This window comes from Pseudomonas quercus (genome assembly GCF_012033695.1).
In the GTDB taxonomy this organism is placed as follows: Bacteria; Pseudomonadota; Gammaproteobacteria; order Pseudomonadales; family Pseudomonadaceae; genus Aquipseudomonas; species Aquipseudomonas quercus.
In genome coordinates this window covers 181,099-197,978 of the sequence record NZ_JAAVJI010000003.1, presented here as the reverse complement: position 1 = coordinate 197,978, position 16,880 = coordinate 181,099, and the positions used below count along the sequence as shown (strand labels likewise).

The window sequence follows — 16,880 nt, the reverse complement described above, 5'->3', positions numbered from 1 at the left end:
TTCGTCATCAAATTTGTGGCACACAGCCCTGCTGTGTACAATGACTGCCCTTTTGCCTCTGCAAAGCTGACGCTCGTTCGGCGCAGAAGGTAAGCGGTTGGAATTAAAGAGCATTTGCCCCTTTGAGCGGCAAGCCTGGTGAGAACGTGTCTATGAAAACAGGTCTGTATAATCCCGAAGAATTCAAGGACAACTGCGGTTTCGGCCTCATTGCCCACATGACCGGCGAGGCTAGCCACAACCTGTTGCAAACAGCCATTGAGGCCCTGACCTGCATGACCCATCGCGGCGGTATCAACGCCGATGGCAAAACAGGCGATGGCTGCGGCTTGTTGATGCAGAAACCTGACCAGTTCCTGCGGGCCATTGCCAAGGAACACTTTGGCGCCGAACTGCCACGGCAGTATGCCGTGGGCATGGTGTTCCTTAATCAGGACGACGCCCGCGCCGACGCTGCCCGGGAAAACATGAACCGTGAAATCCTCGCCGCTGGCTTGCAGCTCATTGGCTGGCGCCAGGTGCCGATCAATACGTCGGTACTGGGCCAACTGGCCCTGGAACGACTGCCGAAGATCGAGCAGGTATTCGTAGGTGGGGAAGGCCTGACTGACCAAGCCTTTGCGATCAAGCTGTTCAGCGCACGGCGCCGCTCTTCGGTATCCAATGCCGGGGACACAGACCATTACATCTGCAGTTTTTCGCAGAAAACGATCATCTACAAAGGCCTGATGATGCCCGCCGACCTGGCGGCCTTCTTTCCAGACCTGAGCGATGAACGGCTGCAAACCGCGATCTGCGTGTTCCACCAGCGTTTCTCTACCAACACTTTGCCCAAGTGGCCACTGGCACAGCCTTTCCGGTTCCTGGCCCATAACGGTGAAATCAATACCATCACCGGCAACCGTAACTGGGCCCAGGCCCGGCGTACAAAGTTTGCCAATGACTTGATCCCAGACCTGGATGAGCTAGGCCCATTGGTCAACCGGGTTGGCTCGGACTCCTCCAGCATGGACAACATGCTTGAGCTGATGGTCACCGGTGGCATCGACCTGTTCCGCGGTGTGCGCATGCTGATTCCACCAGCCTGGCAGAACGTCGAAACCATGGACCCTGACCTGCGCGCCTTCTACGAATACAACTCCATGCACATGGAGCCCTGGGACGGCCCGGCTGGCGTGGTCATGACCGAAGGGCGCCACGCCGTCTGCCTGCTGGACCGCAATGGCCTGCGGCCTGCGCGCTGGGTCACGACCCGCAATGGTTACATCACCCTGGCGTCTGAAATTGGCGTGTGGAACTACAAGCCCGAAGATGTGATTGCCAAAGGCCGTGTAGGGCCAGGCCAGATCTTTGCCGTGGATACCGAAACCGGGCAGATCCTCGATACCGATGCCATTGATGACCGGCTCAAGTCGCGCCACCCGTACAAGCAGTGGTTGCGCCGCCATGCGCTGCGTATCCAGGCCAAGATGGACGACCACGACCATGGTTCGGATTTCTACGATACCGACCGCCTGAAGCAATACATGAAGATGTACCAGGTCACCTTCGAAGAACGCGATCAGGTCATGCGCCCATTGGGTGAGCAGGGGTACGAAGCAGTAGGCTCCATGGGCGACGACACGCCTATGGCGGTGCTGTCCCAGCGGGTACGCACCCCTTACGACTACTTCCGCCAGCAGTTCGCGCAGGTGACCAACCCGCCAATCGATCCCTTGCGTGAAGCTATCGTGATGTCGTTGGAAATCTGCCTGGGCGCAGAGCGCAACATTTTCCAGGAGTCGCCGGAGCATGCCTCCCGGGTGATTCTCAGCTCGCCGGTGATCTCGCCTGCCAAGTGGCGTGCGCTGATGAACCTGGACCGCGAAGGTTTCGACCGCCAGCTGATCGACCTCAATTACGATGAGCATCTGGGCCTGGAAGCCGCCATTCGTAACATCGCGGACCAGGCCGAGGAAGCGGTGCGCGGAGGCAAGACCCAGATCGTGCTCAGCGACCGGGCCATCGCCCAAGGCAGGTTGCCTGCTCATGCGGCCATGGCCGTAGGTGCGGTGCACCACCGGTTGGTAGAAAAAGGCCTGCGTTGTGACAGCAACATCCTGGTGGAAACGGCTACAGCGCGTGACCCCCACCATTTCGCGGTACTGATAGGCTTTGGTGCTTCGGCGATCTATCCCTTCCTGGCATACGAAGTGCTCGGTGACCTGATTCGCACCGGGGAAGTGCTAGGCGATCTGTTCGAGGTGTTCAAGAACTACCGCAAGGGTATTACCAAAGGTTTGCTGAAAATCCTCTCCAAGATGGGGATTTCCACGGTCACCTCCTACCGAGGTGCGCAGCTGTTCGAAGCGATCGGCCTGGCGGACGAAGTGACCGAACTGTGTTTCCGTGGCGTGGCCAGCCGCCTCAAGGGGGCTCGTTTCATTGACCTGGAAGCAGAGCAGAAAGCCTTGGCTGCCGAGGCCTGGAGCCCGCGCAAGGCAATCCAGCAAGGTGGCCTGCTCAAGTTCGTGTATGGCGGTGAATACCATGCCTACAACCCGGATGTTGTGAACTCGCTTCAGGCTGCCGTGCAGCAGGGTGATTACGCCAAGTTCAGGGAGTACACGGCGCTGGTGGACAAGCGTCCGGTCTCGATGCTGCGCGACCTGCTCAAGGTCCGTGAAGCTGAACAGCCGTTGCCACTGAGCGACATCGAGCCTCTGGAAGCTATTCTCAAGCGCTTTGACTCGGCGGGTATTTCCCTGGGCGCCCTGTCACCAGAGGCCCATGAGGCATTGGCTGAGGCCATGAACCGCCTGGGTGCACGCTCCAACTCCGGCGAGGGCGGTGAAGACCCAGCCCGCTACGGCACCGTACGTAGCTCCAAGATCAAGCAGGTGGCTACCGGCCGCTTTGGCGTGACGCCTGAATACCTGGTGAACGCCGAGGTATTGCAGATCAAGGTGGCCCAGGGGGCCAAGCCGGGTGAAGGCGGGCAGTTGCCTGGTGGCAAGGTCAATGGCCTGATCGCCAAGCTGCGTTATGCCGTGCCTGGCGTTACCTTGATTTCACCGCCGCCGCACCACGACATCTATTCGATCGAAGACCTGTCGCAGCTGATTTTCGACCTTAAGCAGGTCAACCCGGCGGCCCTTGTGTCGGTCAAGCTGGTCTCGGAAGCCGGGGTAGGCACCATTGCGGCTGGCGTGGCCAAGGCCTACGCCGATCTGATCACCATCTCCGGCTATGACGGCGGCACCGGGGCTTCGCCGCTTACCTCCATCAAGTACGCGGGCAGCCCGTGGGAGCTGGGCCTGGCTGAAACCCACCAGACCCTGCGCGGGAACGACCTGCGCGGCAAGGTTCGAGTACAGACTGACGGTGGCCTGAAAACAGGCCTGGACGTGATCAAGGCTGCAATTCTGGGCGCAGAAAGCTTCGGCTTTGGCACGGCGCCCATGATCGCCCTGGGTTGCAAGTACCTGCGTATCTGCCACTTGAACAACTGCGCTACCGGAGTGGCCACGCAGAACGAAAAACTGCGCAAGGACCACTACATTGGCACAGTAGACATGGTGGTGAATTTCTTCACCTTCGTGGCCGAAGAAACCCGCGAGTGGTTGGCACGGCTGGGTGTACGCAGCCTGGGCGAGCTGATTGGCCGCACTGACCTGCTGGACGTATTGGCTGGCGAAAGCGCCAAGCAGAACCACCTCGACCTTACCCCGCTGCTGGGCAGTGACCATGTACCGGCCAACAAGCCGCAGTTCTGCGAAGCCGAACGCAACCCCCCGTTCGACAAGGGGCTGGTGGCGGAGAAAATGGTCGAGCTGTCGCTCGCCGGTATCGAAGCGCGCACGGGCGGCGACTATGCCATGGACCTGTGCAACTGCGACCGCTCCATCGGCGCACGTGTATCAGGCGAAATTGCCAAGCGTTATGGCAACCAAGGCATGGCCGATGCGCCGGTGACCTTCCGCTTCCAAGGCACGGCGGGGCAAAGCTTTGGCGTGTGGAATGCCGGCGGCCTGAACATGTACCTTGAAGGCGACGCCAACGACTATGTGGGCAAGGGGATGACGGGTGGCAAGCTGGTGATCGTGCCGCCCAAGGGTAGCCCGTTCAGGACCCAGGACAGCGCCATCATCGGCAATACCTGCCTGTATGGCGCCACCGGAGGCAAGCTCTTTGCTGCCGGTACCGCCGGCGAGCGGTTTGCCGTGCGCAACTCCGGTGCTCACACAGTGATAGAAGGCACGGGCGACCACTGCTGTGAATACATGACAGGAGGCTTCGTCTGCGTGCTGGGCCGAACCGGTTACAACTTCGGCTCGGGCATGACTGGCGGCTTCGCCTATGTGCTGGATCAGGACAATACCTTCGTAGACCGGGTGAACCATGAGCTGGTAGAAATCCAGCGTATCAGCGGCGAGGCGATGGAAGCCTACCGTAGCCACCTGGAAGGGGTGCTGGCCGAGTATGTGGCAGAAACCGATAGCGAATGGGGCCGTAACCTCTGGGAAAACCTGGACGACTACCTGCGCCGCTTCTGGCTGGTGAAGCCAAAGGCTGCGAGCTTGAAGTCGCTGTTGTCCAGCACCATTGCCAGCCCTCAATAACGCCCTGGCGGGCGAGCCCCAAGCGGCAAGTTACAAGCTGCAAGCTTGAGGCGCGCTCTCCCGAACACCGAATTTTTGCTTGCAGCTTGAAGCTTGCAGCTTGAAGCTGCGCCGTGAGGCGCCTATATGTCAGAACGTTTGAGTAACGACTTCCAGTTCATCGAGGTCGGCCGTAAGGACCCGAAGAAAAAGCTGCTGCGCCAGCGCAAGAAGGCGTTCGTGGAGATCTACGAACCCCTCAAGCCACAACAGGCCGGTGAGCAAGCCCACCGTTGCCTGGGCTGTGGCAACCCCTATTGCGAATGGAAATGCCCTGTGCACAACTTCATTCCCAATTGGCTCAAACTGGTCTCGGAGGGCAATATCCTGGCTGCGGCTGAGCTTGCCCACCAAACCAATACCCTGCCCGAAGTGTGCGGCCGCGTGTGCCCACAGGACCGCCTGTGCGAAGGCGCCTGTACGCTCAATGACGGCTTCGGCGCGGTCACCATCGGTTCGGTAGAGAAATACATTGCCGACACAGCCTTTGCCATGGGCTGGCGCCCGGACATGTCCAAGGTCAAGCCTACGGGCAAGCGCGTAGCAATCATTGGCGCCGGCCCGGCTGGCCTAGGCTGCGCCGATGTGCTGGTACGCGGTGGTGTAACGCCTGTGGTGTTCGACCGCAACCCGGAAATCGGCGGCCTGCTGACCTTCGGCATCCCTGAGTTCAAGCTTGAAAAGTCCGTGCTCAGCAACCGCCGGGAGATCTTCACCGGCATGGGCATTGAGTTCCGCCTCAATACCGAGGTAGGCAAGGACATCACCATGGATCAGTTGCTCGCCGAGTACGACGCCGTATTCATGGGCATGGGCACCTACACCTACATGAAAGGTGGCTTCCCCGGCGAAGACTTGCCAGGCGTACACGATGCGCTGGACTTCCTGATTGCCAACGTGAACCGTAACCTGGGCTTTGAAAAGGCGCCGGAAGACTTCGTGGACATGAAGGGCAAGCGCGTGGTGGTGCTCGGTGGTGGCGACACGGCGATGGATTGCAACCGTACCTCCATTCGCCAAGGCGCCAAAACCGTGACCTGCGCCTACCGCCGTGACGAGGCCAACATGCCAGGCTCTCGCCGTGAGGTGAAAAACGCCAAGGAAGAGGGCGTACGCTTCCTCTATAACCGGCAACCTATCGCCATTGTGGGCGAAGACAAGGTAGAAGGCGTGAAGGTGGTGGAGACGCGTTTGGGTGAACCCGATGCACGCGGCCGTCGCAGCCCAGAGCCGATTCCTGGTTCGGAAGAGATTCTGCCGGCCGATGCCGTAGTGATCGCGTTTGGCTTCCGCCCCAGCCCGGCCGACTGGTTCAACCAGCACGCCATCCAGCTGGACAGCCAGGGCCGTGTGGTTGCCCCCGAAGCCGGTGGCCAGTACCGGCACCAGACCAGCAACCCCAAGGTCTTCGCAGGTGGAGACATGGTACGCGGCTCGGACCTAGTGGTTACGGCCATTTTCGAAGGCCGCACGGCGGCTGAAGGCATCATGGATTACCTGCAGCTCTGAAAGGGTAATGGGGGCAATAAATAAAAGGCACGGCGCCATGCCGTGCCTTTTATGTTGGTGTCTGAGAAAATACCGATACTTTTTTTCCGGATACCCTCATGACTCCTTTGAAAAACGACCGCTTCCTGCGCGCCTTGCTCAAGCAACCGGTAGACGTGACCCCGGTGTGGATGATGCGCCAGGCCGGCCGCTACCTGCCCGAATACCGCGCCAGCCGCGCCAAGGCAGGTGACTTCATGAGCCTGTGCAAGAACCCGGCGTTTGCTTGCGAAGTCACCCTGCAGCCCCTGGAGCGCTACCCACTGGATGCTGCCATCCTGTTCTCGGACATCCTCACCATTCCCGATGCCATGGGCCAGGGCCTGTATTTCGAAACCGGCGAGGGGCCGCGTTTTCGCAAGGTAATCAACACCGAAGCAGACATCGACGCGTTGCCAATTCCTGATGCCCAAAAAGACCTGGGCTATGTGATGGATGCTGTGAGTACCATCCGCCACGCCCTCAATGGCAGCGTTCCCCTGATCGGTTTTTCCGGTAGCCCATGGACGTTGGCCACTTACATGGTTGAAGGCGGCTCGTCCAAGGACTTCCGCAAGACCAAAGCCATGGTGTACGACCAACCTCAGGCCATGCACACACTGTTGGACAAGCTCGCGCAGTCTGTAACGGCGTACCTGAATGGCCAGATCCTCGCAGGTGCCCAGGCGGTGCAGATTTTCGATACCTGGGGGGGCAACCTGTCATCAGCTGCCTATCAGACGTTCTCCCTGGCCTACATGAAGCAGATCGTAAGCGGCCTGATTCGTGAGCATGACGGCCGCAAGGTGCCGGTCATTCTGTTCACCAAGAACGGTGGCTTGTGGCTGGAATCCATTGCCGATGCGGGTGCAGACGCCCTGGGCTTGGACTGGACCTGCGACATCGGCGACGCTCGCCGTCGCGTGGGTGACAAGGTGGCGCTGCAAGGCAACATGGACCCTAGCGTGCTCTATGCAAAACCCGCGGCCATTCGCGCCGAGGTGGGGCGTATTCTGGCCAGCTACGGGCACGGCACCGGCCATGTGTTCAACCTGGGCCACGGCATTACTCCGGAAGTAGACCCAGCCCATGCTGGTGCCTTTATCGACGCGGTGCACGAGCTGTCGGCCGGTTATCACGGCTGATAAGCGTCTTGAAACGGTGCTGTGCCAGCCTGAGCATGTGGGCCCCTAAGGCTTTCCAATCAGTGCGATAGCGCGAATGCGCACGGCACTGAGTTCAGCGGGTAAGACCTTGCCCTTGAATTCGGCCTTGCGCGCTCGCCAGTCCAGGCTCTTGACTTGATCTGCAAGCACTGCACCTGCACGTTCACCGCTGATTTCAACTTCAAACGGATACCCCTTGAGCTGTGTTGTCATTGGGCAACACAGCATCAAGCCGGTTTTGCCATTGTAATTTGACGGGCTTAATACAAGGGCTGGGCGATGGCCTGCTTGTTCATGGCCGGCCTGAGGGTCAAAGTAGAGCCACACAATATCCCCGGAATCCGGGATATAACGGCGAACCATTAAAACGTTTCCTTGCCAACGGCATTGCCAAAGTCAGCCTCGGAATGCATGTTGTCTGAGGTGATACCTGCAACCAGTGAATCCAGATCAATCTCACTGGGGTATACCGGCTCGATAACGACTCGGCCTCCTTCAGCACGAACGTCCACCAGCGTATCAAGCGATAGCTTCGCAAGCTTCATTACCGCAGCTGGAATGCGGACAGATGGGCTGTTTCCCCACTTTTTAATAAGTACGTGCATACGACGCCCCTAATGCGTATCAACAATGAAGATACGATACCGATCCTTGGGCTCGGCATCAACCTGAAGACATGAACTCAAGTGGGGTCTTCCCCCTCTTTAGCCTTACCGGTAGGCGATAAGATTGTTTCAGATTAAGTCCTAAAGAAGTCCGGCGCGTAAGCCTTTAGCGTACGCGGCCTTCGGTTAAGCATCACAACCCGAAGGCATCGTGACTGTTAGAGGACTTATCAGATGAAAGGATTTTTCAAGCCGCACCAGTTGGCACTGGGGGTGTGCGCCGCCATTGTCGCAGGGCAGGCAGCCGCCCATGGCTACTTGTCGTACCCCCCTTCCCGTGCAGCGCTTTGTCAGCAAGGGCTGAACGCCAATTGCGGGGCTGCTCAGTACGAGCCTCAGAGTGTCGGTGAAACCGACAAAGGCTTTCCTGCCCTTGGCCCGGCCGATGGCCAACTGGCCAGCGGCGGTAAGTCGCTGGGAAGCTCGCTTGATGTCCAGTCCGCAGGGCGCTGGACCAAGACCGAACTGGCTGAACGCGACGTGACGTTCGACTGGCAATTTACTGCGGCACACCCGGCCACCAAGTTCGAATACTACATCACCCGTCAGGGCTGGAACCCGAACGAGCCCCTTACCCGCGCGGCGCTGGATGCAGAGCCTTTCTGCAGCTTCGATACGGGTAACCAAGTGCCTATCGAAGGTGCCGCTGGCGGCAGCGGCCCGCTCAAGAACAAGCACGCATGCACCTTGCCTGCAGACCGTACCGGCTACCATGTGGTGTACGGGATCTGGACCGTGGGCGATACCGCAGCGGCCTTCTATAACGTTGCGGATGTGGACATTACCGCAGAAACCGGCCCAGCCCCTATCGACGGCTGGAAAGGCGTGGCCAACATTCCCGCCGTTCAAGTGTTGCTGCCAGGTGATACCGTGACAGCCCGTGCTTTCCGTAGCGGCACTGAAAGCCCCGAACACAGCATTACGCTGGACATTGCGTCCGCTGAGCAGGGCCAGCCAGCTAACTGGGCTTTCGACCTGGCCACGAAAATCAACGCAACCCAGCAGTTGATACGCGCCGGCATGCGTGATGAAAGCGGCAACATCGAGCCGGTACGCGGCGCCAACAGCATCTACGCCAAGGCCGACTCAGGCGTCACCAACTACCAGATGGGCTTCGACCTCAAGCCAGACCTGGACGCGCGCCTTTCCTTGGAGCAACTGCAACCCGCCTACGAGCTGGTGAAAGGCCAGGCCGAACTGAGCCTGACTGTTCGCACCAACCGGCGCCTGAATATCGAAGCCGGCGTGTATGACACCCAACACAAGCCTGTAGGTACGCTACGGCAGGTGGTAGAGCCGGGTGACAGCCCGCTCAGCCTGAGCGTACGCGGCATGCCAGGCGATTACCGCCTCACGGTGATCGGTAGCAGCGAGGATGGCCGGGCGAACCTGCAGGTCAGTGAAGCCGTTCAGCTGACCGGCGATGGGGCCGCTGACTACGACAACGTGTTCCCCAACGGCCTGGGCAACTACAAGGCAGGCACGCGTGTACTGCAGCCGAAGAACGAGCAGGTATACGAGTGCAAGCCGTTCCCGGCCGAAGGCTGGTGCAACATCTACAGCGCGACCGCCAGCCAGTATGAGCCTGGTGTAGGCAGCCATTGGGAAGACGCCTGGATCGCTCGCTAATAAGGCTGGACTGCGTTGCCTTGGCGCAAAACCAAGGCAACTTGGAGTGATGTTGTGAACCCCTTACCCTATTCGACAACCCATAAACTGCTGCACTGGCTTAATGCCGGGATCATTCTGTGGGCGCTGCTGGCAGGCTTCTACGTGGCACTTCTGCCGGTAGCGGCCGACGTAAAACACTGGGTGGCCTGGGTCAACGTCTCGCTCACGACGCTGATGATCCCCCTGTTCATATGGCGCTGCCTGCTGGCTTTCCGGCGGCGTGGACGGGCTGTGGCGCAACCCCCGGCACTCATGGGCCGCCTGGCAACAGCCGTGCACCTGTTGCTGTATTTCACCATCACGGTAGTGCTAGTTACCGGGGTGTTGATGATGGAACGCCCAATCGTCGTGTTCGGCTGGTTTGCGCTGCCCCAGCCGCTCCAATCTCCCGCGCTCACCGGTGGGTTCCATACCGTACATATCGCCAGCTGTTATGTACTGGCTGGCCTAGTGGGCGTGCATGTACTGGCCGTCCTCAAGCATGCATTGGCTGGCCAACCGGTACTGAGGCGCATGTGTTGACCGTTATGGAGGGGCGTGTTGCCTGGGTATTGCCTGTGTTGGCGGCGATAGGCATGGCGGCGGCAGCTTATCGCCTCTGGCGCCTGCCGTTGCCTGCAACGCCGACCCTGCCAGCCCCCCTGCAAGTCACCCAACCTCCAGCGGCTGTTTCACCGCAGGTGCTCGCCAGGCTGTTCGACCTGCCACCCGAACAGCCCTTGGCTCACGCACCATCGGCATTGAAGCTCAAAGCCAGTGTGGTCGCCGGTGAGCACTCACGCATTCTGGTGGAGCACGCTGGCATTGTGCGCGCCTATGGCATGGGTGAAAGGTTGCCGGATGGTAGCCAGGTGCGAGCCATTGAAGCGGGGCGGGCTCAGTTATGGCAGGCCGGGAAGGCAGTGGTATTGTCCTTGGCCTCTAGCCTTGAAAACGCCCGCTATCTCACACCGCTCTCGTCGCAGGTGCCGCAGCCATGACACCTGCAATCAGAGGGGCAATGCTCCTGTTATCGATGCTGATAGGGAGCATCGCCCAGGCCGCCCCACAAACCTGGATGCTGGCCATGGAGGATGCCGATGTCACCCACGTGGCCGTGGAAGTGGCCAACATTCTGGGGTTGACGGCCATTGTGGACCCTAAGGCCAAGGCACGGCTGACCTTGCGCGCCGACCAGCCAATGGACCGTGAACAGGTACGTGCGCTGTTCTACGCGGTGCTTGAAAACAGCGGCCTGGCGGCGGTGGAAGATCAAGGCAGGCTGCTGATCGTTCCAGCCGCCGAGGCCAAGGCACGGGCCAACAGCGCTACTGCACTGGGCGTGGTCACCCGCGTGCTAGCGCTCAATAGCGCCAATGCCAGTGACCTTGCTGCGCTCCTTAAACCTCTGGTGTCGGCACATGGCTACGTGGGGCCCTCCGCCTCCGCCAACGCACTGGTCATCACGGATACAGCGGCCAATGCCCAGCGCGTACTGAACCTTGCTGCACGGTTGGACAGTGGCGAGCAGGTAGGCCATGAGGTGATGCCATTGCAGCACGCAGATGCCGAGGAGTTGGCTGGGATACTCAAGCAGGCCTCCCAGCGCAAGGGTGATGACACGACCCGCGTGATCGCCGATGCGGCAGGCCGAAGGCTGGTACTGTTAGGCCCACCGGCGGTGCGTCAACGCTTGCAAACGCTTGCCCTTAGCCTGGACGTTCCCCGTGCGGCCAATAGCAATGCAGCCGTTATGCACCTGCGACATAGCGATGCTCGGCAACTGGCTGACGTGCTCGATCCTCTTGGGCAACAGGCAGGCGAGCCTCAGGCAGGCCTGCCCACTGAGCGTGCTGGTAAGGCTCAGGTCGCCAGTGTGCGCGCAGACGAAAGCCAGAATGCCTTGGTGATGATCGGCCCCGCAGCAGCCATCCGTACCTTGCAGGCCTTGGTAGAGCAGCTCGACCAGCCGCGGGCTCAAGTGATGATCGAGGCGGCCATCGTTGAAATAAGCGGCGATACCAGCGAAGCCCTAGGGGTGCAATGGGGCTTGCAACGGGGAGATCTCGGAGGCTCCACGAGCTTCCCGGGGGCTGGCATTTCGCCTGTCGGTGTCTTGGCCGATGAGCTGCCACTACCGGATGGGGGCTTGCTGCGCCTGGGTAACGACCGGTTCCGCCTGCTGGTCTCCGCGTTGGCCAGCAATGTGAACAGTAATTTGCTGTCCACGCCCAGCCTGATGACGCTGGATAACCAAGAAGCAGAAATTCTGGTGGGCCAGAACGTGCCTTTCCTGACAGGTAGCTATACCACCGGTAACAGTGGGGCGGACAATCCCTTCACCACAGTGGAGCGCAAGGACATAGGCATCAAGCTCAGGATCCGCCCTCATATCAATGATGGCGATGCCATGCGGCTTGAGATTGAGCAGGAGAACTCGGAAGTTGCGCCTACGACAGATGCCGCCGTCAAGGACCTGATTACCAACAAGCGCAGCGTGAAAAGCACCATCCTGGCGCGAGACGGGCAGATCATCGTGTTAGGTGGGCTTATCAAGGACAGCGTGCGCCAGACGGAAAGCGGCGTGCCAGGCCTCAAACGCCTTCCGTGGATAGGCCGGCTATTCAGCTGGCGACGCGACACCCAGGTCAAGACCAACCTGATGGTGTTTCTACGCCCGACGGTAATGCGGGACGCCGCTGCCCAGACAGCCTTGGCCGATCGCCAGTGGCGGCGTGCGCAAGCCGTGGAAACCGAGGTCATTGAGCGGGCTGATGACCGGCGGTTACCCCTTGATCCGCAGACCCTGTTCGATGGAAAGCGCCTTGAAGATCAATGAGCCACTGCCGCCTCAAGTCCCATTTCGCTACGCCCGGCAAGCTGGGGTGTTTATCAGTGGCACGGCGTCTGCGCCGGTATTGATGTGTCGCAGCTTGCCCTCCTGGGCCACCTGTTCTGAGGTGCGGCGCTGGCTGGGCGGCGAATACACGTTGTCTGTGCTGGGCGAGCCTGCCTTCGACCAAGCCGTCGCACGTCATTACCAAGGCACCGAAGGCGACGCGCTGAACGTGGCCGAGGGATTGCAGCAGGACCATGACCTGGACCGGCTGGCCGTGGACCTGCCTCACAATATTGACCTGCTCGAAGATGAGGCACAGGCGCCAGTCATTCGGTTAATCAACGCCTTGCTGGCACAAGCGATCCGTGAGCAGGCTTCTGACATTCACCTGGAGACCGAAGACAGTGCTGTAGTGGTTCGCCTGCGGGTAGATGGTCAATTGCGCGAAGTGCTGCGGACCCGGCGCGAGGCATCGGCGGCCTTAGTGTCCCGGCTTAAGGTAATGGCGGGCCTGGACATTGCTGAAAAGCGTGTGCCTCAGGATGGCCGCATCGCCTTGCGCCTGGCTGGCCATGATATTGATATTCGTGTGTCTACCTTGCCTTGTGTCCAGGGGGAGCGCGTGGTACTGCGCTTGCTGGATAAAAGCGCGGTATTGCTCAGCCTGGACCACATCATGCCGCCGGGGAATGACCTGAACCGGCTCAAAGGTGTATTGGCGCGCCCCCATGGCATCTTTCTGGTAACCGGGCCTACAGGGTCCGGCAAAACCACCAGCCTGTACGCGGCCCTGGCCAGCATACGGGAGCAATCGCGCAACATCCTTACAGTGGAAGACCCCGTGGAGTACCAACTGCCGGGTGTTGGGCAATCCCCCGTCAATACGCGCACGGGCATGACATTCGCCCGCGGCCTGAGGGCCATCCTGCGTCAGGATCCGGACGTGGTCATGGTGGGTGAGATTCGTGATCGTGAAACGGCCGAAGTGGCCATACAGGCCTCACTCACCGGGCACCTGGTGCTATCGACCTTGCACACCAACAGTGCTGTAGGCGCCATTACCCGTTTGCTGGACATGGGCGTGGACGCTTACCTATTGGCATCCAGCGTAGTTGCCGTGCAGTCGCAACGCCTGGTGAGGTTGCTGTGCGTGCATTGCCGCCAGCCGACCGGTAGCGGGCAGTATGAAGCTGCAGGTTGTGCGCAGTGCCATCACGGCTATCGAGGGCGCATGGCACTGTACGAATTGATTGAGGTGGACGCAGCGCTGACCCGTGCCATACACGAAGCCGCCTCGGAACAGCAGTTGGAGCACCTGGCCAGGCAGCAATCACCAGGCCTTGCTGAAGCGGGCCTGCGGGCTGTAACGGCAGGGCTGACCAGCCTGACCGAAGTACGCAGGGTGGTAGAGGTAAAGCCGTGAACCGGTACCGTTTCCACGCCTCGGACGCCCAAGGCAACCTTCACAAGGGTATCGAAGCGGCCGCTAACCCCCATGCCCTGCGCCAGGCACTGCGCCGGCGTGGCCTGATCCCCCGGCAGGTTGCCCCGGTAGGCGCACACCTGTACCCACGTACGCCTCGGCTCCGTGTAGCAGAGCTTACGCTGGCCACACGCCAACTGGCCACGTTGCTACAGGCGGCAGTGCCGTTGGCCAATGCGCTGGAAGCGGTGATACGGCAGCTGCAGTCGCCTTCGGCTACCCGTGTTATTCAGGCGTTGCACAATGGCGTGCTGGAAGGCAGAAGCCTGGCGGCGGCCATGGCCGACCAGCCACGCGTGTTCTCTAGCCTGTACCGCGCAACCGTACAGGCCGGAGAACAATCGGGCCACCTGGGCAAGGTACTGGAACAGCTGGCCGATCATTTAGAGGCCCGGCAACTGGCGCAGCAGCGCATTCGCACCGCGTTGGTGTATCCCACGTTACTGCTATTGGTCAGCACTGTGATTGTGGGTTTTCTGCTGGGTTATGTGGTGCCAGACATTCTGGCGCTGTTCACCGGCAGCGGCCAGGCACTGCCGTTGCCTACGCGCCTGCTCATGCACCTGACTGAAGCAGTCGGCCTGGCCTGGCCCTACCTGATTGCCACCCTCACAGCACTCACCTTGGGCGGTCGTGTGGCACTTCGCAGGCCAGCGGCGCGGGCTTGGCTGCACGGTCAATGGCTGCGGGTCCCCTTGCTGGGCAGCACCCTGCGCAATGCCGAGGCGGCCCGCTACATCAGTACCCTGGCGATCATGTTGGGCAGTGGCGTCACGCTATTGGCCGCCTTGCGCATCGCCAACGCGGTGGTGACCAACCTGGCCTTGCGCAACCGCCTGGCAGATGTTGCCCAGCGGGTCGCAGAGGGCGGTTCACTGGCCGCTGCGCTGGGCGCGACCGATGCCATCAGCCCATTGATGTTGCAGTTGATTGCCAGTGGTGAACAGTCCGGCGACCTGTCCGGGCTTATGCAGCGCGCTGCCGAGCAGCAGGAGAAGCTGCTGGCCAATCGGATCGCCCTTGCCCTGAGCCTGTTCGAACCGCTCATGCTCGTAGGCATGGGCCTGGTGGTGATGTTTATCGTGATGGGCGTGCTGTTGCCCATTCTCAGCCTTAACCAACTGGTGACTTGAATGCGTCAACCTAATCGCGCAGCCCGCGCTCAGCGGGGCTTTACTCTGATTGAAATCATGATTGTGGTGGTCATCATCGGGGTGCTGGGCGCCTTGATCGTGCCACAGTTCATGGACCGCCCCGATCAAGCGAAGGTGACTGCCGCGCGCAGCGACCTTAAAGCCATTGCAACGGCCTTGGAAATGTACCGCCTGGACAATGGCCACTACCCTACCACCGAGCAAGGGTTGCAGGCACTGGTCGCACGCCCTGACACCGACCCGCCAGCGCCGCACTGGAGCCCGCGTGGCTATTTACGCCAAGTGCCCGTAGACCCCTGGGGCTCGCCGTACCGCTATACCCTCAAGGACAACGCCATCGAGCTGCTCTCCCTAGGTGCGGACAAGCAGCCCGGCGGTACAGGGAGCGCAACTGACCTGGAGGCATGGGCGCCTTGAAGGCGAATAACGCAGGCGGCTTCACCCTGCTTGAACTGCTGGTCGTGCTTATTGTGATAAGCCTGCTGGCAGGCACAGTAAGCCTGGCTATGGGCCCAGACCCTCAGCGCGAAGGGCGCCAGCAGGCCGCAGAACTTGGGAACCAACTCACCGCGTTACGTCAGCAGGCAGTACTGCTGGATCAGCAGCATGCCATCGCCCTGACTCAAACCCGCTGGTGCGCCATGGTGTTGCAGGCGGGGCGCTGGGTGCCTTTGCAGCGCCCCCGCCAGCTTCCTGCTGGCTTGGCCTGGCAGCTGCGCATCGAAGGGCAGGCCGTAGCCTTGCCCACGGACGTGCCCGAAAGGCCCCAACTGCTGGCGCTGGCCAGCGATGAATTGACGGCTTTCGAGCTGAGCGTGCAAGCGGATCAGCAAACCTACGTTGTGCTACGCAGTGACGGGGTAACGGACCCGGAGCCTGGCCCATGAACGGTACGCGTGGGTTTACCCTGGTCGAACTGCTGGTAGCTTTGGCGGTGTTTGCCACGCTTGCAGCTGCCGTATTGGCAGCCGTTCACTGGGCAACGCTGGCCCAGCAACGGCTGGAAGCGCGCTGGTTTGCAAGCCTTGCGTTGGACAACCATCTGGCGGCGCTTACCCTAGAGCTGGTAGCGCGCGATACCCGAAGCCAACCGGTGCAACTTGCCGGGTATCAGTGGTGGCTAGAGCAACAGGCAACCCCTGCCGGCGACTTGCATGTGCAAGTGCGTGAAACACCAGGCGGCGACATGCTGGACAGCTGGCAGGGTGTGGTCAATGCGCCATGAGTCAAGGGGCTTTACGCTGGTGGAGCTTCTGATAGCCGTAGCGCTGTTCGGAGTGCTGGGTATTGCCTGTGCACGGCTGTTCGAGCTGGCGACGCGTGCCGAACAGCGCATTACGCAACGGGGCCAGGCACTGCGTGAGCTACAACGTACCCTGGCGGCCATCGACCATGACAGCCTGCACGCGAGTGCTTGGTACACCCCTTTGTACCTGGACAGCCGTCAACTCACGTTAGGCAGCGCAGGCTGGCGTAACCCGCTGGACCTACCGCGCAGTGAAATGCAGGTGGTGAGCTATCGCGTCAGCGACGGCACCTTGTGGCGGCATGCCCGTGGCGACAACGGTGCAGTTACGCAACGGCCACTGCTTCACGGGCTTATGGCCGCGCAATGGCACGTGCTGGATGCCAGCCATGCCTGGCAGAAGGCCTGCCTGCCGCCTTGCCAGGCACAAGCTGTACGCCTGACCTTGAAGCACGCGCTGTTCGGCACCGTCACGCGTGTATTCCCCTGGCCGGAGCGCCGGCTGTGAGG

The 16,880-nt window shown here is 60.7% G+C and carries 15 protein-coding genes; 13 read left to right on the top strand and 2 right to left on the bottom strand.

Features of this window, described 5'->3' with window-relative positions; translation table 11 throughout:
- Positions 1-152 precede the first annotated feature (152 nt).
- The 3 genes from gltB to hemE all read left to right on the top strand — a co-directional run bounded on the left by gltB (position 153) and on the right by hemE (position 7,312).
- Complete coding sequence (gene gltB, locus HBH25_RS07285; protein ID WP_168082997.1) at positions 153-4,601, top strand: glutamate synthase large subunit; 4,449 nt, start codon at positions 153-155, stop codon at positions 4,599-4,601.
- A gap of 126 nt (positions 4,602-4,727) precedes the next feature.
- Positions 4,728-6,149 (top strand): FAD-dependent oxidoreductase, encoded by a 1,422-nt coding sequence (locus HBH25_RS07280; protein WP_168082995.1) that lies wholly within the window; start codon positions 4,728-4,730, stop codon positions 6,147-6,149.
- Positions 6,150-6,247: 98 nt separating this feature from the next.
- On the top strand, positions 6,248-7,312 hold the full coding sequence (gene hemE, locus HBH25_RS07275; protein WP_168082993.1) for a uroporphyrinogen decarboxylase: 1,065 nt from the start codon (positions 6,248-6,250) through the stop codon (positions 7,310-7,312).
- Between the two features lie 45 nt (positions 7,313-7,357).
- Here hemE and mazF read toward each other — a convergent pair whose 3' ends face one another.
- A complete protein-coding gene (gene mazF, locus HBH25_RS07270) occupies positions 7,358-7,696 on the bottom strand; it encodes an endoribonuclease MazF (protein ID WP_168082991.1) in 339 nt (112 codons plus the stop codon).
- The gene (locus HBH25_RS07265; RefSeq protein ID WP_168082989.1) at positions 7,696-7,938 is read right to left on the bottom strand and encodes an AbrB/MazE/SpoVT family DNA-binding domain-containing protein; all 243 of its coding nucleotides are present in this window, start codon (positions 7,936-7,938) and stop codon (positions 7,696-7,698) included. The genes mazF and HBH25_RS07265 overlap by 1 nt, the downstream gene beginning before the upstream one ends.
- A gap of 234 nt (positions 7,939-8,172) precedes the next feature.
- Here HBH25_RS07265 and gbpA point away from each other — a divergent pair, with 234 nt between their 5' ends.
- The 10 genes from gbpA to HBH25_RS07215 are packed head-to-tail and all read left to right on the top strand — an operon-like array spanning position 8,173 to position 16,878.
- Positions 8,173-9,627: an N-acetylglucosamine-binding protein GbpA gene (gene gbpA / locus HBH25_RS07260; protein WP_168082987.1), complete on the top strand. Its 1,455-nt coding sequence runs from the start codon at positions 8,173-8,175 to the stop codon at positions 9,625-9,627.
- A 54-nt stretch (positions 9,628-9,681) separates the two neighbouring features.
- Positions 9,682-10,191 (top strand): cytochrome b, encoded by a 510-nt coding sequence (locus HBH25_RS07255; RefSeq protein ID WP_168082985.1) that lies wholly within the window; start codon positions 9,682-9,684, stop codon positions 10,189-10,191.
- Positions 10,185-10,649 (top strand): hypothetical protein, encoded by a 465-nt coding sequence (locus HBH25_RS07250; protein ID WP_168082983.1) that lies wholly within the window; start codon positions 10,185-10,187, stop codon positions 10,647-10,649. The genes HBH25_RS07255 and HBH25_RS07250 overlap by 7 nt, the downstream gene beginning before the upstream one ends.
- Complete coding sequence (gene gspD / locus HBH25_RS07245; RefSeq protein ID WP_168082981.1) at positions 10,646-12,487, top strand: type II secretion system secretin GspD; 1,842 nt, start codon at positions 10,646-10,648, stop codon at positions 12,485-12,487. The genes HBH25_RS07250 and gspD overlap by 4 nt, the downstream gene beginning before the upstream one ends.
- Positions 12,480-13,910 carry a GspE/PulE family protein gene (locus tag HBH25_RS07240; RefSeq protein ID WP_324616870.1) on the top strand — a complete coding sequence of 477 codons (1,431 nt, stop codon included), beginning with the start codon at positions 12,480-12,482 and terminating at the stop codon, positions 13,908-13,910. The genes gspD and HBH25_RS07240 overlap by 8 nt, the downstream gene beginning before the upstream one ends.
- Positions 13,907-15,103 carry a type II secretion system F family protein gene (locus HBH25_RS07235; RefSeq protein WP_168082977.1) on the top strand — a complete coding sequence of 399 codons (1,197 nt, stop codon included), beginning with the start codon at positions 13,907-13,909 and terminating at the stop codon, positions 15,101-15,103. The genes HBH25_RS07240 and HBH25_RS07235 overlap by 4 nt, the downstream gene beginning before the upstream one ends.
- On the top strand, positions 15,104-15,541 hold the full coding sequence (gene gspG, locus HBH25_RS07230) for a type II secretion system major pseudopilin GspG (RefSeq protein ID WP_168082975.1): 438 nt from the start codon (positions 15,104-15,106) through the stop codon (positions 15,539-15,541). It begins immediately after the preceding gene.
- Positions 15,538-16,011 carry a prepilin-type N-terminal cleavage/methylation domain-containing protein gene (locus HBH25_RS07225; protein ID WP_168082973.1) on the top strand — a complete coding sequence of 158 codons (474 nt, stop codon included), beginning with the start codon at positions 15,538-15,540 and terminating at the stop codon, positions 16,009-16,011. The genes gspG and HBH25_RS07225 overlap by 4 nt, the downstream gene beginning before the upstream one ends.
- A complete protein-coding gene (gspI, locus tag HBH25_RS07220) occupies positions 16,008-16,349 on the top strand; it encodes a type II secretion system minor pseudopilin GspI (protein WP_168082971.1) in 342 nt (113 codons plus the stop codon). The genes HBH25_RS07225 and gspI overlap by 4 nt, the downstream gene beginning before the upstream one ends.
- Positions 16,339-16,878, top strand: coding sequence for a type II secretion system protein GspJ (locus HBH25_RS07215; RefSeq protein WP_168083508.1), 540 nt, complete (start codon positions 16,339-16,341; stop codon positions 16,876-16,878). Before gspI ends, HBH25_RS07215 begins: the two co-directional genes overlap by 11 nt.
- Positions 16,879-16,880 lie beyond the last annotated feature (2 nt).